The 24,845-nt window shown below is 46.4% G+C and carries 14 protein-coding genes and 3 pseudogenes; 11 read left to right on the top strand and 6 right to left on the bottom strand.

The features are described 5' to 3' along the window. The first annotated feature begins 47 nt into the window (after nucleotides 1–47). The 8 genes and pseudogenes from ACERC5_RS03070 (at nucleotide 48) to ACERC5_RS03035 (ending at nucleotide 13,828) form a co-directional block, all read left to right on the top strand. Nucleotides 48–2,585, top strand: a complete 2,538-nt coding sequence (locus tag ACERC5_RS03070; protein ID WP_373660148.1) for a M1 family metallopeptidase — start codon at nucleotides 48–50, stop codon at nucleotides 2,583–2,585. A gap of 260 nt (nucleotides 2,586–2,845) precedes the next feature. Next, nucleotides 2,846–4,753 (top strand): annotated as a pseudogene (locus ACERC5_RS03065) (beta-glucoside-specific PTS transporter subunit IIABC). An 81-nt stretch (nucleotides 4,754–4,834) separates the two neighbouring features. Beyond that, nucleotides 4,835–6,283: pseudogene (locus ACERC5_RS03060) on the top strand (glycoside hydrolase family 1 protein). Nucleotides 6,284–6,306: 23 nt separating this feature from the next. Then, the gene (locus ACERC5_RS03055; RefSeq protein ID WP_373658396.1) at nucleotides 6,307–7,140 is read left to right on the top strand and encodes an HAD family hydrolase; all 834 of its coding nucleotides are present in this window, start codon (nucleotides 6,307–6,309) and stop codon (nucleotides 7,138–7,140) included. Beyond that, nucleotides 7,137–7,739, top strand: coding sequence for a histidine phosphatase family protein (locus ACERC5_RS03050; protein ID WP_373658397.1), 603 nt, complete (start codon nucleotides 7,137–7,139; stop codon nucleotides 7,737–7,739). Before ACERC5_RS03055 ends, ACERC5_RS03050 begins: the two co-directional genes overlap by 4 nt. A gap of 3 nt (nucleotides 7,740–7,742) precedes the next feature. Next, nucleotides 7,743–9,182 (top strand): annotated as a pseudogene (locus ACERC5_RS03045) (6-phospho-beta-glucosidase). 508 nt (nucleotides 9,183–9,690) lie between these two features. Further along, entirely contained in the window at nucleotides 9,691–11,922 is a 2,232-nt protein-coding gene (metE, locus tag ACERC5_RS03040) for a 5-methyltetrahydropteroyltriglutamate--homocysteine S-methyltransferase (protein ID WP_373658398.1), read from the top strand. Nucleotides 11,923–11,986: 64 nt separating this feature from the next. Next, on the top strand, nucleotides 11,987–13,828 hold the full coding sequence (locus tag ACERC5_RS03035) for a bifunctional homocysteine S-methyltransferase/methylenetetrahydrofolate reductase (protein ID WP_373658399.1): 1,842 nt from the start codon (nucleotides 11,987–11,989) through the stop codon (nucleotides 13,826–13,828). Between the two features lie 85 nt (nucleotides 13,829–13,913). Here the strand turns inward: ACERC5_RS03035 and ACERC5_RS03030 are convergent, their stop codons facing one another. Then, the gene (locus ACERC5_RS03030; protein ID WP_373658400.1) at nucleotides 13,914–14,408 is read right to left on the bottom strand and encodes a hypothetical protein; all 495 of its coding nucleotides are present in this window, start codon (nucleotides 14,406–14,408) and stop codon (nucleotides 13,914–13,916) included. Nucleotides 14,409–14,634: 226 nt separating this feature from the next. Between ACERC5_RS03030 and ACERC5_RS03025 the strand changes: the two genes are divergently transcribed. The 3 genes from ACERC5_RS03025 (at nucleotide 14,635) to ACERC5_RS03015 (ending at nucleotide 18,373) form a co-directional block, all read left to right on the top strand. Continuing rightward, nucleotides 14,635–15,732 carry a galactose ABC transporter substrate-binding protein gene (locus tag ACERC5_RS03025; protein WP_373658401.1) on the top strand — a complete coding sequence of 366 codons (1,098 nt, stop codon included), beginning with the start codon at nucleotides 14,635–14,637 and terminating at the stop codon, nucleotides 15,730–15,732. 120 nt (nucleotides 15,733–15,852) lie between these two features. Beyond that, complete coding sequence (locus ACERC5_RS03020; RefSeq protein WP_373658402.1) at nucleotides 15,853–17,376, top strand: sugar ABC transporter ATP-binding protein; 1,524 nt, start codon at nucleotides 15,853–15,855, stop codon at nucleotides 17,374–17,376. A 1-nt stretch (nucleotide 17,377) separates the two neighbouring features. Next, nucleotides 17,378–18,373 (top strand): beta-methylgalactoside transporter, encoded by a 996-nt coding sequence (locus ACERC5_RS03015; RefSeq protein ID WP_018368613.1) that lies wholly within the window; start codon nucleotides 17,378–17,380, stop codon nucleotides 18,371–18,373. 27 nt (nucleotides 18,374–18,400) lie between these two features. On the opposite strand, the gene ACERC5_RS03010 is transcribed toward ACERC5_RS03015, so the two are convergent. The 5 genes from ACERC5_RS03010 to ACERC5_RS02990 form a co-directional block, all read right to left on the bottom strand. After that, nucleotides 18,401–19,678: a hydroxymethylglutaryl-CoA reductase, degradative gene (locus ACERC5_RS03010; RefSeq protein WP_373660147.1), complete on the bottom strand. Its 1,278-nt coding sequence runs from the start codon at nucleotides 19,676–19,678 to the stop codon at nucleotides 18,401–18,403. Between the two features lies 1 nt (nucleotide 19,679). Beyond that, entirely contained in the window at nucleotides 19,680–20,849 is a 1,170-nt protein-coding gene (locus ACERC5_RS03005) for a hydroxymethylglutaryl-CoA synthase (RefSeq protein ID WP_373658404.1), read from the bottom strand. Between the two features lie 300 nt (nucleotides 20,850–21,149). Next, nucleotides 21,150–21,515, bottom strand: coding sequence for a large conductance mechanosensitive channel protein MscL (gene mscL, locus ACERC5_RS03000; RefSeq protein ID WP_373658405.1), 366 nt, complete (start codon nucleotides 21,513–21,515; stop codon nucleotides 21,150–21,152). Nucleotides 21,516–21,647: 132 nt separating this feature from the next. Beyond that, nucleotides 21,648–22,814, bottom strand: a complete 1,167-nt coding sequence (locus ACERC5_RS02995; protein ID WP_373660146.1) for an IS110 family transposase — start codon at nucleotides 22,812–22,814, stop codon at nucleotides 21,648–21,650. Between the two features lie 272 nt (nucleotides 22,815–23,086). Then, the gene (locus ACERC5_RS02990; protein WP_373660145.1) at nucleotides 23,087–24,799 is read right to left on the bottom strand and encodes a hypothetical protein; all 1,713 of its coding nucleotides are present in this window, start codon (nucleotides 24,797–24,799) and stop codon (nucleotides 23,087–23,089) included. Between the last annotated feature and the right edge of the window lie 46 nt (nucleotides 24,800–24,845).

Raw genomic sequence — 24,845 nt, 5'->3', positions numbered from 1 at the left:
TGTCTAGTTTACAGATAGTTATCAAAAAAAAAGATAAGGAGCAATAAATGACCGCAGTAGAACGCTACATTAACACTTTTGTCCCAGAACATTATGACTTATTCTTGGACATCAACAGAAAAGATAAGACCTTTACAGGCCAACTCGTTTTGTCTGGTCAAGCGCAATCAGATAAAATCTCATTGCACCAAAAAGACTTGACGCTTACTTCAGTGAGCTCTTCAGGGCAAGCATTAGCTTTTGAGCATGACCACGCTAAGGAAGCAGTGCATATCCAGTTGCCAGAAACAGGTCAGGTGAGCTTGACCTTAATATATTCAGGACAGGTCACGGATAATATGACAGGTATTTACCCGTCTTATTACACTGTAGACGGGGTGCAAAAAGAAGTGATTTCAACCCAGTTTGAGAGTCATTTTGCGCGTCAAGCCTTTCCAAGTATTGATGAACCTGAGGCCAAGGCTACATTTGATTTATCGATTCGTTTCGATCAGGAAGAGGGCGAGATTGTCTTGTCAAACATGCCCGAAATCGACGTTGACCGCCGTAAAGAGACAGGGATTTGGCGCTTTGACACGACGCCACGCATGTCCTCTTATTTGCTTGCCTTTGCTATCGGTGACTTGCATGGTCAGACAGCCACAACGAAAAACGGAACAACCGTCGGCGTTTTTGCAACTAGAGCGCATCGTTTAGACAAGACGGATTTTGCCTTGGATATTGCCACACGTGTCATCGAATTCTACGAGGATTACTTTGGTGTCAAGTACCCTATTCCACTGTCTTACCACGTTGGTTTGCCGGATTTTTCAGCAGGAGCCATGGAAAACTGGGGCTTGATTACCTACCGTGAAATTTACCTGCTCGCTGATAAAAATGCAACAGTTAAAGTTCGTCAGAATCTGGCTCTGGTTATTGCCCATGAAGTAGCCCACCAATGGTTCGGTAATTTGGTTACCATGGCTTGGTGGGATGACTTGTGGCTCAATGAGAGCTTTGCTAATATGATGGAATATCTGGCACTAGATGCCATTGAGCCATCTTGGAACATTTTAGAAGATTTCCAAGCAACTGGTGTGCCTGCTGCCTTGACAAGAGATGCGACTGATGGTGTTCAGTCTGTGCATATGGACGTTCATCACCCAGACGAGATTGATACCCTCTTTGACCCCGCTATTGTCTACGCCAAGGGCAGTCGTCTGATGGTGATGCTCCATCGTTGGCTGGGTGATGAGGCCTTTAGAAATGGCTTGCGCCAATACTTTATGACCCATCAGTACCAAAACACGATCGGTCAAAACCTCTGGGATTGCTTGGCAGAACAGTCCGGTAAAGATGTCGCTGGCTTTATGGACTCTTGGTTAGAGCAACCGGGCTATCCTCTTGTCACAGCACGTGTTGAAGACGATACCCTAATCCTTCGTCAGGAACAATTTTTCATCGGTGATCATGAGGACAAGGGACGTCTCTGGCAGATTCCGCTTAACAGCAACTGGTCTGGCTTACCAGATACCCTGTCTGAGAGAGAGATTCGTATCTCTAACTACAGTCAACTGAAAGCTAGCAATCAAGGGGCACTGCGCTTGAATACAGAAAACACTGCCCATTACTTAACCAATTATGAGGGAGAATTACTGGATGCTGTGTTGGCTGACTTGCCTGATTTATCTCCGATTGACAAACGTCAAATCCTGCAAGAACGTCGATTATTGGCTGAAAGTGGCCAGTTGTCCTATGCCGAGTTGGTTCCTCTGCTCTTGCCTTTGGCAAAAGAGCCGTCTTATCTAGTGATGTCAAGCATTCGTGAGCTGTTGGGTGGCTTGAGTGACTTTGTTGACGAGGGTAGTCCAGAATATGACCAGTTTAATACGCTGTGTTGTCAGGTTTATCGTCACCACTACGAGCGACTTGGCTGGCAGGCTATTGCTGGTGAGCCAGATGAAGATGCTATCTTGCGGGAATGGACACTGAACAGTTTGGTTGCTGCTGATTATGCCCCTGCCTTGGCACAAGCGTCAGCTATTTTCCAAGACAATCAAGAAAAATTAGAGGATTTACCAGCTCACATGCGCGTGGCGGTGTTAATCGGACAGATGAAAACCGCACCGTCAGACGAGCTTATCACCACCTACCTTAGAGAATATGTTGATACTGTTGATAGCAGCTACCGTTACCAGGTTCTGGCAGCTTTAGCATGGAATCGCTCAGACGACGGGTTACAGTTGCTCTTAAGCCAACTCAAGGATAAGACGCTTGTCAAGCCGCAAGATTTGGGACGCTGGTATGCTTACTTGTCTGGTCATGAGTTCAGTCGTCAACAAGCTTGGGATTGGGCATGTGAAAACTGGGATTGGTTGACAGAGACCTTGGGCAATGACCGTACTGATTTCATTAAAGTTCCCTCCAATAATTTCAAGACAGACCACGAACTGGAGCAATACCGAGCTTTCTTTGAAACAAAATTAGAAGACCCAGGACTTAATCGCTTGATTAACATGGGGATTAAGCAAATTGCTGCTCGCGTAGCAATGATTGATAGGAACAAAGAAGCTGTCCTCGCAGCTATTGCTGAGGCTACTAAGTAAGACAATAGAAGTGAGTGAAGTCGTCATTCTGACGGAACTTTCGCTCACTTTTTGAGTTTGCAAAGCGAAAACCCTTGCAATTTTTTGACAAATCTGATAGACTTGAGAGGTAGGATTGTTACTGGATAGCAGGCAAAACCTAAATGAATACAAGACAAAATACTGACACCCGTGTCAGCCCCATTTTGTTTGGTATTTGTTTAGGTTTTTTGCTTGTTAAAGACCAAGCAATTCAAAAAAATTTTTTGGAGGAGCCTGATATGGCTAAAAAAGATTACACTGAGTTGGCGAAGGATATCGTCGCTCACGTTGGCGGTAAAGACAATGTTAAAAGTCTTCGTCACTGCGTTACCCGTCTGCGCTTTGAACTCAAGGATGAGAGCAAGGCAGACACTGACTACCTCAAAGCTCGCGATTGAATCGTGACTGTTATTAAAGCAGGAGGTCAATACCAAGTGGTTATCGGTAACCATGTTCCTGGTGTCTATGCGGCAGTGATTGCACAAGGCGTTAAGGGCATCGGTTCACTGGATACTGATGAAGGTGATGATGTTCCTGCATCCGGTAACCTCTTTGAGCGATTCATTGACTTGATTTCAGGAATTTTCCAACCTTTCCTTGGTCCTTTGGCAGCGGCTGGGATCATCAAAGGTATCGTCGCTATTATGGCAGCAGCTGGTATTACTCCAGATAAGAGTGCTTTAGCAGTTATCCTGACAGCAGCGGGGGATGGGTTCTTCCAATACCTGCCAATCATGGTGGCTTTGACTGCAGCTCGCAAATTCAAATTCAATGAGTCTACAGCTCTGGCTATCGCAGGTGCTATGGTTTACCCAACCTTGGCAACGTCTGTGACAGCTCTCCAAGAAGCAGGCATCAGCAATGTCTTTGGTATTCCGTTTGCTTTACCATCAGGTGGATATCTTTCAACTGTTATGCCAGCTATCTTGGCTGTTTGGGTAGCTTTTGTCATTGAGAAGTACATGCGTAAAGTCACGCCAGATGTGGTCAAACTCTTTATTGTCCCATTTGTGGCCATTATTGTATCAGTGCCATTAACCTTCCTCTTGGTTGGTCCAGTAGCTAACTTTGCTTCTGATTTTCTTAACGGTGCTTTCTCAGCTCTTGCTAACTTTATTCCAATTCTTTACGGTGTCGTTCTGGGTACACTTTGGCAGGTTCTTGTCATGTTTGGTCTACACTGGGCGATTGTACCATTGGCTATCCAACAGATGGCAACAACAGGAATGACAAATATTCTAGTTGCAGCATCTCTTCCTAACTTCACTCAAACAGGTGTGCTTTTGGCCATCATCTTGAAAACCAAAGAACAAAAAGTTAAAACAGTTTCTATCCCAGCCTTGATTTCTTCTATCTTTGGGGTGACTGAGCCTGCTATCTACGGTGTGACCCTTCCAATGAAGATTCCATTCTACATCTCTTGTGCGGTATCAGGTCTGATTGGTGGTTATACCATGTTTGCAGGAGCAACGGGTTACTCAGTTGGTGCGCTCGGTATCTTCCAGTACCCATCTTACTTTAGCCCAGATGGTGATTTTTCAGGTATGTACACCATAATTATCGGTACAGTTGCAGCGATTGTCATTTCATTTATCATTCAGTACTTTGCACCAGTGCCTAGCCTCTACGGTGGAGGTGATGCGCCAGCAAAAAAGTCTGAACCGACTCCAGTGCCTGAGCTTAAAGAGATTAAACAGGAAATCTTAGCAGCGCCTCTCATGGGGACCATCGTGCCTCTGGCAGAAGTGCCAGACCAAGTCTTTGCATCTGGAGCTATGGGTAAAGGCGTTGCCATTGATCCCATTGACGGTGTCGTTGTAGCCCCAGCTAAGGCTGAAGTGACCTTGGTCTTTCCGACCAAGCACGCCATCGGTTTGACCACTGAAAATGGTGCTGAGCTCCTCATCCATATTGGTATGGATACTGTGTCCCTGGCTGGTAAAGGCTTTAAGTCCTTTGTCGAAGTTGGTGATGTCGTTGAAGCTGGTCAAAAACTCCTTGAGTTTGACCTTGACACCATTCGTGCAGCAGGTCTGCCGGTTGTGACCCCGATTATCGTGACCAACACCGATGCCTTTACTGACATCTTGACCAGTCAGGAGCGCCAAGCTCATACAGGCGACTACCTCATGACAACAGTTCGCTAATTGACAATGACACAGGCTCCTTTTCAGACAGTACTTGTTTGAAAAGGTGCCTATTTTCAAAGATATAAAAAGGAGTTTATCATGACTATTTTTCCAAAAGATTTTCTCTGGGGTGGAGCAACCGCTGCTAACCAATTTGAAGGAGCTTACAACGTTGATGGCAAGGGCTTGTCTGTGCAGGATGTGACCCCCCGCGGTGGTATGCCTGCAAAACCTGGTGATAAAAACCCACTGATTACAGACCAGCCAACTGAGGACAACCTCAAACTGATAGGGATTGATTTTTACAACCGCTATAAGGAGGATATTTCCCTTTTTGCTGAAATGGGCTTCAAGGTTTTCCGCCTATCCATCGCTTGGTCTCGGATTTTCCCTAACGGTGATGAGCTAGAACCAAATGAGACTGGACTTGCTTTTTATGATAAGGTCTTTGATGAGTTAGCAAAATATGGCATTGAGCCTTTGGTCACCTTATCTCACTATGAAACGCCATTGCATCTCGCTCGTCAGTACAATGGCTGGGCTAACCGTGACTTAATCAGTTTCTATGAGCGTTATGTCCGTACCGTCTTTACCCGCTATAAGGATAAGGTCAAGTATTGGTTGACCTTTAACGAGGTCAACTCTGTCTTGCATGCGCCGTTTATGTCAGGTGGTATCGCGACCCCTGTAGAAGAATTGAGCAAGCAAGACCTCTATCAGGCTGTTCACCATGAACTGGTGGCGTCAGCCTTGGCGACCAAGGTCGGTCATGAGATTAACCCTGACTTCAAGATTGGCTGTATGGTGATTGCCATGCCAACTTATGGGATGACTTCTCACCCGCTTGACCAGTTAGCAGTGCGTGAGTTCAACAATCAAAACTACCTGTTCAGCGATATTCATGCCAGAGGAAAATACCCTAACTACATCAAGCGGTATTTCAAAGAAAATAACATTGAGATTCAGTTTGATGAAGATGATGCAGAGCTACTTGCAGAGCACACCGTTGACTTTATTTCCTTCTCTTACTACATGAGCGTGGCTAAGGCTCATAATCCAGAGGATTATGCAACAGGACGTGGCAATATCATGGGTGGCATCACCAATCCTTATCTGGATGCTTCCGAGTGAGGCTGGCAGATTGACCCAGTCGGTCTTCGTTTGGTGCTCAATGATTTCTACGACCGCTACCAGTTGCCACTGTTCATTGTTGAAAATGGTCTGGGAGCAAAAGATGTGCTGGTTGATGGCCCAGACGGTCCGACCGTCGAAGATGATTATCGCATCAACTACCTGCATGAACACTTGATTCAGGTTGGCGAAGCACTTCAAGATGGTGTTGAGTTACTCGGCTACACGACTTGGGGACCAATTGATTTGGTGTCTGCGTCAACTGTTGAGCTCAGCAAACGGTATGGTTTCATCTATGTTGACCGCAACGATGATGGCACAGGCACACTCAACCGCTACAAGAAAAAATCGTTTTATTGGTACAAGGACGTTATTGCTACCAATGGCGAAAGTCTCTACAAATCGGATGATAACTAAGTGCCGCTAACTAGGAGAAGCAGGTGAGTAAATACATTTTTCTTGATATTGATGGTACCTTGGTCGACTATGACATGAAGATACCAGAGTCTGCTCGGGTTGCCATTGCCAGAGCTAGGCAAGCAGGGCATAAAGTTTTCATTTGCTCAGGTCGTAGTAAAGCAGAGATTTATCCAGAACTCTGGGATTTGGGGCTTGATGGCTTTATCGGTGGTAATGGCGCGTATATTGATTATCAAGGCCAGGTATTAAAAAACCAAGTGTTTACACATCATCAGACAAGGGAAATGGTAGACTGGCTAAAAGCTAAACATCTAGGCTTTTACCTCGAATCTCCAAGCGGTCTTTATGCTAGCCCAAATTTTGTCGAAAAAGCAGCGACCATTTATGATACGGACTTGAACCAATCCATGGAGAAAATCCGATCCATTTTTCCAGATATGATTTATGGGGAAAACCTTTATCGTTCTGATGTTGCTAAGATTAGTTTTCGCCTAAACAGTCTAGCCGACTACGAGGAAGCTAAAGCACTCTTTCGCCAGGCGGAGGTTGGTTTTTGGAGTGGTACTGGCAAGGCAACGGAGTTTGGAGATTTAGGTCAACCGGACACACATAAAGCAGGTGCCATTAGAGAATTGCTGATGCATCTGGGAGTGAGCTTAGATGATACCATTGCCTTTGGCGATGCAGAAAATGATCAAACCATGCTGGAAACTTGCTATATTGGCGTTGCCATGGGAAATGCGAGGGACAGCTTGAAGGCTACTGCGGATTATGTGACAGATGATGTGACACGAGACGAACTTTACAAGGCTTTTGTCCATCTGAAGTTGATTGAAGAGGAGGAGAGAAGATGACTCAGACACTTTACTTGATGCAACACGGTGAGACCCTCTTTAACACCCAAAAACGTGTGCAGGGGTGGTGTGATTCTCCCTTAACTGACAATGGCATCGCTCAAGCGCAAGCGGCCAGACAGTTTTTTGATGAGGCAGGTATCGCTTTTGACGCTGCCTACTCGTCCACCCAGGAGCGAGCGACAGACACTGCCAAGATCGTTACTGACCTGCCGGTCACCCAGCTCAAGGGGCTCAAGGAGATGAACTTTGGTATTTTCGAAGCTCAGCCTGAGATGCTCTTGCCCAAGCACCATGCGGGTGCCACCTCCTTTGAGGACTTGCTTGTTCCCTTTGGTGGCGAGGATATTCGTGAGGTAGGCCGTCGTGTACGGCGGATCATTGAGGAGATCTTGGGCAATAGCCGATCAGGGACAACGCTCATGGTCAGTCATGGCGCAGCCATGTGGGGCTTGATTCAGACCTCTGACTGGGAGGGGCCGATGGACTTGCGCCTCCCCAACTGTGCTATCCTAGAATTCACCTATGATAAGGGCGAACTTGACCTCAAACGCATCATAAACCCAGTAAGCAAAGCTATTCGAGACATAAAGGAGTAAGTCATGACAAACGTCAAACCATTTCCAGCTGATTTTTTGTGGGGCGGTGCAACAGCTGCCAACCAGTGAGAAGGGGCTTACGATGTTGACGGACGCGGTCTAGCTAACGTTGATGTCGTTCCGATTGGCAAGGATCGTTTTCCCATCATCGCTGGTAAGAAAAAAATGTTTGATTTTGAAGAGGGCTATTTCTACCCAGCTAAGGAAGGGATTGACATGTACTATCGCTACAAGGAGGATATTGCCCTCTTTGCAGAGATGGGCTTCAAAACCTACCGCTTATCCATTGCCTGGACACAGATTTTTCCTAAAGGCGATGAAGGAGAACCAAATGAAGCTGGTCTGGCCTATTATGAAGACCTTTTCAAAGAATGCCGTAAATACGGCATCGAACCGCTGGTGACCATCACTCACTTTGATTGCCCGATGCAGCTGATCAAGGCCTATGGTGGCTGGCGCAACCGCAAGATGGTTGAATTCTATGAACGCCTCTGCCGAACCATCTTTACCCGTTTTAAGGGACTGGTCAAGTACTGGTTGACCTTTAACGAGATTAACATGATTCTTCATGCCTCGTTCATGGGCGCAGGGCTCTACTTTGAAGAGGGTGAAAACGAGACCCAAGTTAAGTATCAAGCGGCCCATCATGAGTTGGTGGCATCTGCCCTGGCGACCAAGATTGCCCGCGAGATTGACCCAGAAAACAAGGTGGGTTGTATGTTGGCAGCTGGCCAATACTACCCCCACACCTGCCACCCAGCAGACTACTGGGAAGCCATGCAGAAAGATAGAGAAAACTATTTCTTCATCGATGTTCAAGAGCGTGGCAGCTACTCAACCTATGCGCTCAAACAACTGGAGCGTGAGGGGGTGGTGATTGAGATGGCTGATGGTGATGCTGAGCTCTTGAAAGAGCATACGGTTGACTTTATTTCCTTCTCTTACTATTCTAGCAGTGTGGCGTCGGCTGACCCTGCGGTCAATGAACAGACAGCTGGAAACATCTTTGCTTCCATCAAAAACCCTTATCTGGATGAGTCAGAGTGGGGTTGGCAGATTGACCCGTTAGGCTTACGGATTACCCTCAACACCATCTGGGACAGGTATAAAAAGCCCATGTTTATCGTTGAAAATGGTCTAGGTGCAGTTGATACGCCAGATGAGACTGGTTATGTTGAGGATGACTACCGCATTGGCTACCTGCGCGAGCACATTAAAACCATGAGCCAAGCCATCCATGAAGATGGAGTTGAGCTTCTTGGTTACACCACCTGGGGCTGTATCGACTTGGTTTCAGCTGGAACAGGCGAAATGAAAAAACGTTACGGCTTCATCTACGTCGACCGTGATAACGAGGGCAAAGGTACTCTTAAACGGAGTAAGAAAAAATCCTTTGACTGGTATAAACAAGTCATTGCCAGCCAAGGGACGGAGTTAGATTAAGAAAGATTTATTGCTTTAAATAGTAAAATGAAAACACCATGGCAGACTCGTCATGGTGTCTGTTCTTATTTGTGACGACCAACACTAATGCGGTTAATGGCTCTCTGGAGAAAGTGAAAAGTAGCTAGATATGCTTTGGTTTTTGAGGGGGAACATGTGAATATTTTACTTTTCCTAAATCTTGGCGATAGGGTAATTAGCAATTGGATTAAATAGGCATGTAGTTAAATGGCGCCATCAATTTACTGTTAGATTTTGGAGCAAGAGGGGATGTCAGACTAGGAAGGTGTAAAAACTGATGGAAAGGTGAATAGACCAGCTTGTCTTTACCTCACTTTTTGGGCATCATCATAGAGAGGAGACATTGCCGTGATTCACCTGTAAATTACAATCTTGATAAGGCTTCGTTATAGTTTAAAACTATATCTGGTTATAAATATATACTAATTGTTTTTTTAATAGACTTGGTTTATGATAAAGAAGTAATAACTTATCGAAGGAGACCATTATGACAAAAATTTCAAGTTTGGGTTACCCACGTTTGGGTGAGAACCGTGAGTGGAAAAAGCTGATTGAGGGCTATTGGGCTGGCAATATTAGCCAAGAAGACCTCTTTGCTCAGGCTAAGGAGCTCCGCCATGCCTTCCTCAAGAAGCAGGAAGCCGCAGGGCTGGATTTGATTCCCGTTGGGGATTTCTCCCTCTATGACCACATCTTGGACCTTTCCTTGCAGTTCAACATCATTCCTGAACGTTTCCGTGACCTGCCGCTGGACATTGACCTTTACTTTGCGGTGGCGCGGGGCAACAAGGACCATGTGGCCTCTTCCCTCAAAAAGTGGTTCAACACGAATTACCACTACATCGTGCCTGAGTGGACCCCGACCACGACGCCAAAACTGACTAACACCCGTCTCCTTGACCTCTACTTGGAAGCGCATGAGCTGGTGGGCGATAAGGCCAAGCTGGTCATCACGGGTCCGATCACCTATGTGGCTCTGTCAAATGGTATAGCAGATATCAAAACAGCAGTGGATAGCTTGCTTCCACTTTATAAACAGGTCTTTACAGAGCTGGTTGAGGCTGGTGCGACCTATATCCAGGTTGATGAACCAATTTTTGTGACCGACGAATCGGATGACTACCTCGACTTGGCTAAGGCGGTTTACACTTACTTTGCTCAGGAAGTCCCAGCCGCTAAACTCATCTTCCAGACCTACTTTGAAGCCTTGATTAGCCCAGACTTGACTGACCTGCCTGTGGCGGCTTTCGGCTTGGACTTGGTGCATGGTCGTGAAGAAAATCTGGCGCTGATTGCCGACGGTCGCTTGGCAGACAAGGAAGTCTTTGCTGGAGTGGTGGACGGTCGTAACGTTTGGTCAGATGATGTTGCTCAGACCTCTGCTCTGCTATCTGACCTGAAAGGTCGTGTGAAGGAGCTGGTTATCCAACCGTCTTGCTCCCTCCTCCACGTGCCAGTGACCACCAAACAGGAGACGGATTTAGACCCTGTGCTCTTGGGCGGTCTGTCCTTCGCTGATGAAAAATTGACAGAAATCAAGCTCTTAGCGGAGAAACTAGACGGTATTGACAACCCTGCCTACGACCAGCACATCGCTGATTTTGAGGCCTTGCAAGCGGCCGACTTCCGTCATCTGGACTTGGAAAAGATTGCCGATATCCGCACCGAGCGGGCATCTGACCATGCCAAGCGTAAGGCTATTCAGCAGGAGAGACTGGGTCTGCCGATTCTCCCAACCACAACCATCGGTTCCTTCCCTCAGTCAGCAGAGGTTCGTCGTACCCGTCTGGCCTGGAAACGTGGCGACATCACTAACGAAGCTTATGAGGACTTTATCAAGGCGGAAATCGAGCGTTGGATTCGAATTCAGGAAGATTTGGATATTGATGTGCTGGTGCACGGCGAGTTTGAGCGGGTGGACATGGTTGAGTTCTTCGGTCAGAAGCTGGCTGGCTTTACCACAACTAAGCTGGGCTGGGTGCAGTCCTACGGGTCTCGTGCGGTTAAGCCACCGATTATCTACGGCGATGTTAAACACATCCAACCTCTGACGGTTAAGGAATCGGCCTATGCTCAAAGCCTGACGGATCGTCCTGTTAAGGGGATGCTGACGGGTCCAATCACCATCACTAACTGGTCCTTTGAGCGGACGGACATTTCGCGTGCTGAGCTCTTTAATCAAATTGGACTGGCTATCAAGGATGAAATTCAACTCCTAGAAGAAGCAGGCATCGCCATCATTCAGGTGGATGAGGCTGCGCTGCGTGAGGGCTTGCCGCTCCGCAAGAGCAAGCAACAGGCTTATTTGGATGATTCGGTCAATGCCTTTCGGATTGCGACCTCGTCTGTGGCCGACAGCACCCAAATCCACACCCACATGTGCTATTCCAAGTTTGAGGAAATCATTGACTCTATCCGTGCCTTGGATGCAGATGTCATTTCCATCGAGACCAGCCGTAGCCATGGGGACATCATCGAGGCTTTTGAAACCGCCGTTTACCCACTGGGAATCGGGCTTGGGGTTTATGACATTCACTCCCCTCGCGTTCCGACCCAAGACGAAGTAGTGGCCAACATCAAGCGCCCACTCCAGCAGTTGGACACGGAGCAATTCTGGGTGAACCCAGATTGCGGGCTTAAGACCCGTAGTGAGGCGGAGACCGTTGCGGCGCTCAAGGTTCTGGTTGCTGCGACCAAGGAGGTACGGGAGAGCCTATAGGCACCTCACAGTGGGCAGGGCAGCGGTGCTCTGCCTTTTGTCAAAAAAATAGAAAATAGATGATATGACAAGATTATTAGAACGCTTAAACAGAGAGGTTTTGGTGGCAGACGGGGCCATGGGAACCCTGCTCTACGCGGATGGCTTGGACACCTGTCACGAAGCCTACAACCTGACTCATCCTGAGAAAATCCTGTCCATCCACAGGGCCTATATCGAGGCAGGAGCAGATGTCATCCAGACCAATACTTACGGGGTCAAGCGACATCGATTGGCCGCCTATGGTTTGGCAGACCAGATGGTCGCAATCAATCAAGCGGCTGTCAGATTGGCCAGGCAGGCAGCTGGGGAGACGACCCTTGTCTTGGGAACCATTGGTGCGTCTCGGGGACTTCGGCACTGCGAATTGAGTTTGGAGGCAATTGTCAAGGAAACCTTGGATCAGGCCGAGTCCTTACTCGCAACCAATCAGCTGGACGGGCTCTTGCTGGAAACTTATCATGATACGGAGGAGCTTTTAGCAGTAGTCAAAGCGCTGCGCCCCTTGACCGACCTGCCCTTGGTGACCAATGTCAGCTTACAAGAGGTGGGACTGACAGCTAATGGCAAGCCTGTCGTGGAGGTGCTTAGTCAACTGACCAATCTGGGAGCAGATGTGGTTGGTCTCAACTGCCATTTAGGGCCCTACCACATGTTGCAGTCGCTGGAACAGCTTCCCCTCTTTGCCCAGTCCTACCTGTCTGTGTATCCTAACGCTAGTCTTCTGGCCCTGCAAGAAGAGGGGGAGAGCAGTCAGTACAGTTTCCGTCAGAATGCCGACTATTTCGGGCAAATTAGCCGTCTTTTTGTCGCTGAAGGGGCGCGGCTAATCGGTGGCTGCTGTGGCACAACACCAGACCACATCCGAGCTGCTAAAAAGGCTTTGAAAGGTCTGGCACCAATTACTAAAAAAATCGTCAAGGAGGAGCGGCAAGCGGTGCACTTGCTCCCGACGACCTCTAGCGGACCGACTTTGGTTGATTATGTAAAGGCTGGCGTGACGGTTATTGCGGAGATTGACCCACCTAAAACCCTTGATTTGACTAAGTTTATCGCTGGTGTCAAGGCTCTGGATCAGGCTGGTCTAGCTGCTATCACGCTGGCGGATAATTCCCTAGCCAGCACGAGGGTTTGCAACCTCAGTCTGGCAGCTCTGCTCAAGGAGCAGGTGGACACGCCCTTCCTCCTTCACATGGCCTGCCGTGACCATAATATGATCGGTCTCCAGTCGCGGTTGCTGGGGATGGATGTCCTGGGCATTGATAATGTGCTGGCGGTGACTGGTGACCCCTCCAAAATGGGGGATTTTCCTGGGGCGACCAGCGTTTATGATTTTACCAGTTTCAAACTGCTGAGCCTAATCAAACAGCTCAACCAAGGTCAGAGCCACAGCGGTGCTAGCCTGCGCAAGCCGACCAATTTTACGGTCGCGGCAGCCTTTAACCCCAATATCAAGAATCTGTCTCGTTCCCATCGTCTGATTGAGAAAAAAATTGCGGCAGGTGCCGACTATTTTATCACCCAGCCCATTTACAGCTTGGCGATTTTGGAAGAAATGGCAGAGCTGACAGCACCTTATAACCAGCCCTTCTTTATTGGGATTATGCCTATTGTCACCTATAACAATGCCCTCTTTCTCCATAACGAAGTGCCAGGCATCAGCCTCTCGGAAGACTTTCTTGTGCGACTAGAAGCCGTCAAGGAGGACAAGCAAGCCTGCGAAGCTATCGGACTGGCAGAAAGTAAGGCACTGATTGACAAGGCGCTGGAACTAGGTTTCAAGGGAATTTACCTGATTACGCCTTTTATGCGCCATGACCTCACCTGCCAGCTGGCAGAATATGTTAAAGGATACCAAAACGTCTAGTTTAGAAAACTAAAAAACCCAGAGACACGAATCAGTACGTGTTTCTGGGTTTTATCTAGTTAGGAAATGGTTATTTTAATGTGATTTAGCTAATGTCAGCATGGCTTGTGCTGTTATTCAGGAGCAGTTTAGCTTTCTGGATACTGAAAATGTACAAAGCCAAGAGCCCACCCTGAACAACAATCGCAAAAATAGATGGGGCAACACCTTGGATAACATAAGTAAGGAAGTTGTAAATTACACCACTGATACCGACATAGTAAGGCAACAAACTAGGCTGGTTGGCATCGATTTTCTTACGATTTAAGAAAGCAAGGACAAAAACAACCAAATAAGCTAAAGCGACCAAGCCTGTTGCAGCAAGTTCCAAGGCAGGATTCGAATTTTGGATAGCAGCTAATTGTTCGGGTGTCAGCTGAGACTGGATTTGTGCTTGGTACTCTGGATTGTTCATCGCGCTAAATCCAAAAGCCGCCAACGCAACGAGTAAAACAGTAATCGCAGCGAAGATGATGTTGACGATGATAATGGCTAGGTTCAAAGATTTTAGACTTTGACGTATTTTTTCTAATGAAATCATGTTAATTCCTCCTTTTCTTATGTTAGTAATATAACATGAATGCGATAAAAAATCAAGGTATCTAAAAAATCTCTTAACATCAGATCTGCAAAATTTTTTCAAAAAAAACAATAAAAACTCTTGACAAATATTTAGTAAAAGTTTACTATATAAGAGTAAACGAAATCGCTTACAGCTATTTCAAAAAATTGGTTACTCTTAACATTTAGAAAGGAATGTTTAATAAATGAAAAAAAGTTTGAAGTTTTTAGCTCTCTCAGCCTCAGTTCTTGCCTTAGCTGCTTGTGGTAATGGCGGTGGTTCAGATGCTTCTGGTGGTGGTTCAGGTAAAACCTATCAGGTCGGTGTTGCTATCTATAAATTTGACGACAACTTTATGACCCTTTATCGCGAGGAGTTGGAAACTTATTTCAACAAGCTTAGCGAAGAAACCGGTGACAAGTATGTCTTAGATATCCAAGATGGTAAGCAAGACCAGGCTACCCAAACTGAGCAAATCAATAACTTTATCGCTCAAGGCAAAGATGTGATTTTAGCTAACCTTGTTGACCCAACTGCTGCAGGTAGCATCATCAATCAAGCTAAGTCTGCTGAGATTCCAGTTGTTCTCATCAACCGTGAACCAGAGGTAGAGGAACTTGAAATTTGGGAAGGCAAAACAACTTATGTTGGTGCGGATGCGACCCAGTCAGGAACTTATCAAGGTGAAATCATTGCTGCCACAGACAGTAAGGGTGATATCAACGGTGACGGTAAGGTTAACTACATTACACTCTTTGGAGACCCAGCAAACGTTGACGCTCAACAGCGAACAGCTTACTCTGTTAAAGCCCTTGACGATGCAGGCATTAAGCGTGAAGCTCTAGCGGAACCATACTTGGCAAACTGGGATACTGCAAAAGGTCAAGAAGTGACCGCAACTGCTCTTGAGCAATTTGGTGATAAACTTGAAGTTGTTTTTGCTAACAACGATGGCATGGCTGTCGGTGCAGTAACAGCCATCAAGGCTGCAGGACGGACTGTTGGTAAGGATATTCTGGTGGTCGGTGTTGATGCTATTCCAGATGCTATGGAGCTCCTTGAAAAAGGTGAGTTGACTGGTACAGTGCTTAACGACCATTACAACCAATCTCATACAGCAGCAGATGTAGCTGTGAAATTGATGAAGGGCGAAGATGTTTCTTCTTACTACTGGGTCAACTATGTTAAAGTGACTAAGGCAGCTGATGCAGAATTAAAAGCTGCAGAAGCCAAAACAGAAACAACTAAGGAAGCCAAAGCACGCTACGAAGAACGTGCAAAAAGTGAAAAGAACAGCAACTAATTAATCATCTAAAGAGTAACCCAATTTCATGAACAGTGTGTTCTCACGTGCCTGCTGGCCAGTCCGTTGTCTGTCGCGTGGGGACACATTTTTGTCAAAATAGAAAGAGAGACATGGTGAATGAGTGATTATATTTTAGAAATGACGAATATTACCAAAACATTCCCTGGGGTCAAGGCTTTAGATAACGTGACCTTCAAGCTCCGACCAGGAACAGTGCATGCACTAATGGGAGAAAATGGTGCAGGCAAGTCAACCTTGATGAAATGTCTGTTTGGGATTTATCATCGTGATGGTGGAAAGATTATTTTTGATGGGAAAGAGGTTGATTTCAAGGAGTCCAAGGAGGCAATTGATGCTGGGATTTCGATGATCCATCAAGAACTTCAACCGATTCGTATGATGACCATCGCAGAAAATGTCTTTTTGGGCAATTATCCTTTGGGCAAATTCAACTTGGTTGATCATGCTAAGATGAACGAAGAGACCAAAACGCTTCTCAACGAGGTCGGGCTTTATATTGACCCCAAAACCTTGCTGAATGAATTGACGGTTTCCCAAATGCAATCTGTCGAAATTGCCAAGGCAATCTCACACAATGCCAAAATCGTCATCATGGATGAACCAACCTCATCATTAACGAGCTCTGAAGTGGAGAAATTATTTGAAATCATTGATAGTCTAAAAGCGAAAAACATCGGGATTATCTATATCTCCCATAAAATGGATGAAATCTTACGAATTTCAGATGACATCTCCATCATGCGCGATGGTCAGTACGTGGGAACTTGGCCTGCTAGTGAGATGACCACGGCTAAGATTATCCAAAACATGGTTGGACGTGAGCTGACCAGTCTCTTTCCACCGAAAACTAATGTGGTGTCTGATGAGGTGATTTTAAGGGCTGATGGATTGACTTCTCCTAATTCTCTATCTTTCAAAGACGCAAGTTTTGAGCTTTACAAGGGTGAGATTTTAGGCATCGGTGGCTTGGTTGGTGCGCAACGGACAGAGCTTATGGAAGCTCTGTATGGCTTGAGGGTGCTGGATCGAGGTGAGGTTTCTGTGCATGGTAAACCAGTTACCATCAAGAAACCAGCGGATGCCATTGCCAATAAAATCGCTCTGGTGACAGAAGACCGTCGCTACAACGGGATTTTTGGTGTCTTATCAATCACTGATAATGCCTCTATCGCAGCCCTTAAACAGTATGTTGGAGGCTTTGGTTTGCTCAATGAGCAGAAGATGAATGAAGTTGTTGATAGCAATGTATCGCGCCTAAGGGTTAAAACACCGAGCAATAAGACGCAAATTGGTAGCCTGTCTGGCGGTAACCAACAGAAGGTGATTTTAGCACGTTGGCTGGCTAATAACCCTGATATTCTGATTTTGGATGAGCCGACACGTGGTATTGACGTTGGGGCCAAGTATGAGATTTATCAGATTATCAATAATCTAGCAGCTGAAGGAAAAGCCATCATCATGATTACTTCTGAAATGTCTGAATTGCTAGGCGTATCAGATCGTATCATGGTCATGTGTGAAGGGCGAGTTTCAGGTTTCCTTGACCGTGATGAGGCGACACAAGAATCAGTGATGACGCTTGCTACCAAATTTATGGTGAGTGAACAGGAAGGAGAATAAGATGTCTGACACCAAAAAAAACTTTAATCTTGGCGATTTTTTGACCAAGAATTCCATGTATATAGTTGTTGCTGTGATGATTCTCTACACAGGTTTGACGAAAGATAATTTCTTTACACTAGGAAATGCTGCCAATATCATGGCCAATACTTCTGTGCGGTTTATCATCGCTTTAGGGATTTCAGGGTGTTTGATTACCCGAGGTACTGACCTTTCAGCTGGTCGTATTGTTGGTTTGACAGCCATCATCACAGCAACCTTGGTACAAAAGCCTGACTTTGTTGGGAAATTCTTCCCAAATCTGCCTGATTTGCCAATGATTGTGCCCCTCATTGCAGCGCTTCTTGTCGGTGCTTTGCTCGGTCTGTTTAACGGGACAATTATCTCATTCCTCAACGTTCCACCCTTCCTAGCGACACTTGGTACCCAAATCATGACCTATGGTTTAGTCTTGATTTACTCTCAAAGTAAACCAATCGGAACGTTCAAAAATGAATTTGTTAATTTGGGACAAGGCAAATTGTTTGGTGTCGTGCCTTACATCACAGTCATTGCTGCTCTGGTTGGTCTAGGCATGTGGGTGCTTTACAACAAGACCCGTTACGGTAAGTACATGTACGCAATCGGCGGTAACGAACATGCTGCTGAGGTATCAGGTGTCAATGTCCGCCTATCAAAAATCAAAATTTTCCTCTTGGCAGGCCTCCTCTACGGTCTAGCTGGTTTCCTCTTGACTGCTAAGACAGGTTCTGCTGGTGCAGGGGCTGGTTTCGGATATGAACTTGACGCTATCGCTTCGGCGACGATTGGTGGTGTGTCTACCGCTGGTGGTCAGGGAACGGTACCAGGCATTCTCCTTGGTGTATTCGTCTTTGAGCTTCTCAAAGTCTGCTTGACCTATCTTGGTGTATCACCAGATATGACCAACGTTATCCAAGGACTTGTGATTATCGTTGCTGTGGCGCTCGATATTCGCAAAACCATGGTGCGTCGCTAAACAAAAACTGATTGGGCTAAAGCTCAATCAGTTTTCTTGTCTTATGTTTTGTAAGATAGCGGTTGCTGTTTCCAGATTCATGTGCTGGGCACTCAGGAGTTCCTTGACCACACGGTCAGTCTCAGCAGAGCTAGCCCCTGCCAGCAGGGCTAGGGATTTGGCGTGGAGTTTCATGTGCCCAGCCTGAATGCCTGTTGAGGTCAGCGCCTTTAGGGCTGCCAAGTTCTGTGCCAGACCGATAGCGACGATAACCCGAGCCAGTTCCTTGGCGGTCGGTTGCCCAAGGAGGTTATGGGCAACCTGAACACTGGGGTTAAGCCCAATCGAGCCGCCCTTAGTAGCGATAGGCATGGGTAAAGTCAGCTGACCAAGCAGCTGGGTCTTATCCTCGCTAAGAGTCCATCTTGCCAGACCTCTGTACTGGCCATCGCGACTGGCGTAGGCATGGCCGCCGGCTTCAATGGCTCGCCAATCGTTACCTGTCGCCAAGACCACCGCATCAATACCGTTAAAGATTCCCTTATTATGTGTGCTGGCACGGTAGGGGTCAGCTTGGGCGAATTGGCTGGCCAGTGCAATCTTTTCAGCCAGGTCTAGACCTTCTGCCGTGTTTCGGCTGAGCAGGCGCAGGTCAATCGCACAGGTTGCTGTGACCAAACTCTCAGTGGCATAGTTGGATAGGATAGCCATCAATCGTTTGCCCTGTGTCAGTTCTTCCAAGACAGGGGCAAGGGCTTCGCACATGGTATTGACCATATTGGCGCCCATGGCTTCTTGAGGATCAACTTCCAGATAGGTAACCAGCAGTGGTGTGGTGTTTTCCACGACCTCAACACGGAGGGTTCTGGCACCGCCACCACGTTTGACGATGGAGGGATGGGCAGCGTTTGCCAGTTCCAGTAGCTGGTCAGTCTGGTCTATGATGGCTGTCTGTGCTGCCAGCAAATCTGGCACATCATAGAGGGCCACTTGCCCAATCATGTGGCGCTTGTGGACGGTTGTTGTAAAGCCACCAGAGCGCTTGACGATCTTGCTGGCAAAGCTGGCTGCTGCAACGACAGATGGCTCCTCGGTGGCAAAGGGCACTTGGTAGACCTTGCCGTCTGTTAGCACATCAGGGACTAGCGCTAAGGGGAGGCTCAGAGTACCTAGCAGATTTTCCACCATCTGGTCGGCGATCTCTAAAGGCAGTTGCTGGTTGGTTGCTAACTGGTTGAGGTGTTCTGGGCTTAGGAGCCTTTCTTTTTGGAGAATAGCCAAGCGTTCCTCACGGCTTTTCTTGTAAAATCCTGTCCATGTGCTCATCTTAGTCTACCTTATGATAAATCCGTTGGTGCTGGTCAATGGCTGTTAGGGCATAGGCACCTGTCTGATAGGTCTTAAAGCTGGCTGAGCCTGTCTCGTCGAGCTGAGCTTCGTCGTAGAAGAGGGCTTCGTAGGTATCGACCGAAATCGGGGTGCGCAAGTCCAGTTCAGCCTGACGATCTGTCCGTAAGTGCTGCTCAAAACCGTCAACGACAGTCGCCGTGAAAATCTCACAGACCGCTCCAGAACCGTAGCTAAAGAGACCAATCTGGTCACCTGCTTCCAGAGCTCTGCTATTTTCCAAAAGAGAGAGCAAGGAGAGGTAGAGGGATCCTGTATAGATGTTGCCAATCTGGCGGTTGTAGGTGATGGCAGCATCAAAGTTGCTGGTCAAACGGTCGCGATCGGTCTTTGTGAGGTCATCTGTCATGAGGCTGTCCAGCCCTTTTTTGGCTAGTTTAGGGAAGGGCACGTGGAAGCAGAAGGCCGCCAGCTGGTCGAGTGAGGTGCCAAAGCGTTTTTGGTGCTCAGCCCAAGTTGTGGTCAGACAGTCCAGGTACTGCTGGGTCGAGAAAGCGCCTTGGACGTAAGGGGTCGTTGAGTAGTTGGGCCGCCAGAAGTCCATGATGTCGCGGGTTTGTGCCAGATTATCATCGTTGAGGATGAGGGTACGAGGGTTGCTACTGATGATGAGGGCAAGCGCCCCTGCTCCCTGGGTCGCTTCACCACCTGAGGCAATGCCGTATTTGGCGATGTCACTGGCGATGACGAGGACGCGACGGTCTGGGAATTTTTCCACGTGGCGCTTGGCATAGTCCAGGCCCGCTGTGGCGGCATAACAAGCCTCTTTCATCTCGATGGAGCGAGCAAAGGGTTGGATGCCCAAGAGCCCGTGCAGGAAGACACTGGCTGCCTTACTCTGGTCAATGCCAGTCTCGGTCGCAAAGATAATCAGGTCGATGGTTTCTCTATCTTCATCAGTCAGGATTTGACTGGCTGCAGAGGCTGCCATGGTCACGATGTCCTCGGTGATAGGTGTGATGCTCATGCTGTCCAGCATCAGTCCTTTGGTAAATTTAGCAGGTTCGACACCACGTGCCTGAGCAAGGTCTTCCAGAGAAAGACGGTATTGGCTGGTCGCAAAACCGATGCGGTCAATTCCGATAGTCATAATAGTTTCCTTTTTCTGTAAAATGTCATGCTTTCTTATTCTATCATATTTTAGCTAGAATAGGCTGGAAAAGCTCCGTTTTTGACGGAAATCGGTCTGGAGATGGAGGGCTATGGGGAAAAGAAGTCTGTCTTTAGATGAGATTATGGTCTGTGCTAGCTAAACATATTAGTCAGTTGGAGAAAAAACAGTGACCACTCTTTGTTTGATTTAGAACTATAAAAAGCGTTTTATAAAAAAAGACTCGGCAGCTGAGCTGTCGTTTGACCACTTAACCTTTCCGAATCTTTAGTATTAATTTTAGGCTTGTTTTTTCAACAAGTCACGAATTTCAATCAAGAGTTCTTCTTGAGTTGGACCAGCAGGTGCCTCTTCTTTTTTAGGCAGTGCTTTTTCAGCTGCTTTAACGATGAAGAAGAGAATCGTACCAACAACCAAGAAGTTAATTACAGCGCTCAAGAATGAACCGTAGGCAACACCGCTCCAAGAAAGTTGAGCGATTTTCTCAACACCAGCAGCTTTGAGGGCTGGGTTAAGGATAAGAGGGGTGATAACATTTTCAATCAGTGAGTCAATGATGGCTTTGAAGGCTGCACCGATGCTAACTGCTACTGCAAGGTTAAGGACATCGCCTTTGAACAAAAATGCTTTTAATTCTTTAAACATGTAAAGAAACTCCTTTTCAATTTTTTTACCTAACGAGTATACCCTTTTTTATTTGAAAATATACAGTAAAAAAGCGCAAAAAGTCACTCCCTGTGTTATACTGGAATTGGAATTTTTAAAAAACTTTAGGTGTTAGAACTGTTGCCTCAGCCCTAACGCCTTTTCTTGTTGATAGTTTTGTTGTGTGGCGAGTAATTTGTAGATGATTCTGAGTAGCTTATGTGCACAGGCAATGACTGCTTTCATCTTGCTTCCTCTTTGGGAAATTCGGTGATAGAAGGATGAAAAAGCTGGGTCTTTAGACCGTCCGGCAGTCAGCCCTGCTAAGGTTAGAGCGTGTTTAATGTAACGATTTCCCTGTGTGATATGCGAAGATTTCTTCTTCCCAGCACTTTCATAAGAACCAGGACAGAGACCTGCCCAAGAAGCCAAGTGGCCATCGGTCTCAAATGCTTCGATACTTGATCCAATCTCAGCTAATATAACTGCCGCACAAGCTTCACTCACGCCAGAAATGGTTTGAAGACGTTTATTTTCCTCGGGGAAATGCTTTTGAATATAAGCCTGAATCTCTTTGTCTAATGTGGTCATCAATGTTTGATACAGCCTATATTCTTCTAAACTTTGGTCTAACAGAAATTGGTCTTCTAGGGACAATTTCCCATTCATGGTCTCAACGAGCTCCTCTGGACTTGCCTTAACCTGTTTATGAATGCAAGAGGAAACCGCAGCCACATCAATGGTCTGACCGTTGATAAATAAGGTTAAGAGTGCTTGTCCAGTCTTAGAGAAGATGTCGGACAGGTAGCTGGTCAATTTGATATTAGCCCGTTGCAGGAGGTTGTGCATCTCGTTTTTCACTTGTGTTTGACGCTGCTTATAAGACCGTCTGCGACGAGTGAGTAATCGTAACTGCATGACTTTAGGACTTGGGATATAAGAGGGTGCAATCAGGCCACACCGCTCCAGTTGGGCAATCCATTCGGCATCCTTGACATCAGTTTTACGACCAGGCACATTCTTGATGTGCTGTGGATTGGCTAGAACTAAGGTCAACTCAGAATCAGAGAAGATATTGAACAATGGCACCCAGTACTGACCAGTGGATTCAAAGAACACATGAGTCACCTGATTTTCCTCAAGCCAAGCTAGGGCATTCTGAAGAGCTACGGTCGTTGTTCCAAATGTCTTTTGGATTTTCTTAGGTTTGTTGGTATCAAGTGGACCGTCTAAGATACAACAAACGATAGATTTCTGATGGACATCAATGCCACAACAGGTTTCAATCATTACTTCCATAGAAAAAGCCTCTTATTCTTTTTTGAACAATTGAATAAGAGGCTTTTAGTCATTTTATTTCCACACTCAAGGCATAATCGAGTTATCTCATGACTCTTATTCATCCAGTTTGGCGTACAGGCTAGGCAAAGCCCTATTAAAGACCACGGATTTGTATTGTTCCCTTATAGTATAAAGTAAGAATTATTTTCTGTCATGGGTTAGCAGGCTAAGCCTGCTTAGAGTTTAGCGTGAAATAGCAACAAATATGCCTAGTGATTGCGAGGATATTTTTAGAAAAACGTTTTCGTTTGTGGTTTGTTTTTCATTTTCATGAGAATAGCTGAGCAGACAAGACCGAACCAACCAATCAAACTGCCCCAAATAGCAGGATAAAGAGAGCTATTTGGCTGGTAGGTCAGGACAAGATTATTCTCGCCAACTTGAGACATGACTGTCGGTGTGCCGATAGGACTAAGTTGCTCAGGTGTTAGATGAAGCGCTTGGCCATTGAGCTTTGTTTGAGTACCAGAGTAGATAATGACAGGAAGGTGAATCGTTTTTTCAGCATCTGATGTCCAAGATAGTAGCAGTTGCCCATTCTGCTTTGTTTTTTCAACCAGATGATGTTGGTCGATAACGAGTTTTTCGTAGAGTTTGTACCTGTTCTCCTTGGTCTGATGGTAGAGTGGGAGATAGTCGGGGGTTGATTTGACGGCCAAGGTTAAAAATCTTTCAAGGTCAGCACTGTGTAGACTTTGTCGGACCTCGTCAGCACTGCCTAATAGCTTGGTGTGTTTTCGTAGTTGAATAGGCGTGTCAGTTTCATATTGGCTAGCAATGATATCATATTCTTCTTGAATATTTTGGTAGGCGCCAGCTAGGGTCAAACAAGCGATAAAGCCGATAATCGTTTTTTTCCATCGGTTGAGAATGGTTAGACCTTGCCCAAAGACAAGGAGAAAGAGAGGTGTGGCAATCAGGAAAAAGCGAAAAGGGAACTGGATTAACTCAACTAGTTTAATATTTTTTCCGCTCAGGCTGTCCCAGGGGAATAAGCTACTTGATAGACCGAACATGATGAGAAAGGCAAGAAGGCTCAGATGATAAAGAGGTGAAGCCTTTTTCTTTATGGCTAGAACAGTCAGAGGTAACTGAGCCATCAGTAAGTAAGCTAGTCCGACAGGTTGAAACAAGAGGACAATGCTGCTGCGGTCAATAGTGCTTTCAGGTAGACGCTTATTGATAAAGGGTTGAATCAACTCATTAGCTTGTCCCAAAATAATGAGCGGTAGCCAAACATTAGCCATTAGCAGGAGACAAAGACCGATGGCTATCATCATCTGCTTCAGGAAAAACCATTTTCTTGGACTGGTCAAAAAAGCATGGGCAAAAAATGGGATGAAAGTCAGGACGAGGAGCAAGGTGCTCAAGGTATGGATTTGCAGCATGAGAGCAACTGCCACAGCAAGGGTTAGGGGCTTGACCTGTTTGGTTTGGATGGCAGCGATAGCGGGCAAGAGACACCAAGGAAAGAAAGTTACACCCCAGCTAGAAAAACCTTGACGGATGCTCCAGTATTGAACAGCGAATGTTGTCAAGAAAAATAAGGCTAGTACCAAAGAGAGCCATTGTTCAACTTTTGCTTGGCGTAGTAAGCGGTACATCCCACTGCCTGCTATAAGACTGAGCAAGAGACGCGACAGAAGTTGATACTTAAACCATGTGCCGCTGATGAGAAGAAGACCGCCTTGCAGGTAAGCAAAAAAAGGACCGTACAAGGCATTGACAATCCGTCCTGATTGCTGGTAACCAAAGGTGCTGATAAAGTAATCAAACTCCCCTGTTTTTAATTGCATGGCGGTGTCATAAAAGCGATTGTAGTGGAAAATAGCATCTGATCCAACAATAGTCGCTTGAGTGGCAATCTGTGCCCAGAGAAGAAGGACTGAAAATCCTACGATAATGAGTAGAGGGAAAAGAGACGGAGAGAATTTTTTACACATGTTTTAACTTTCTATGGTATAATAGGACGATTGATTGGTTAACTGT

This window comes from Streptococcus sp. E24BD (genome assembly GCF_041807825.1).
Taxonomy (GTDB): Bacteria; Bacillota; Bacilli; order Lactobacillales; family Streptococcaceae; genus Streptococcus; species Streptococcus entericus.
Note: the sequence above shows the minus strand (reverse complement) of the source record. Positions and strands in the feature narration are given on the sequence as shown.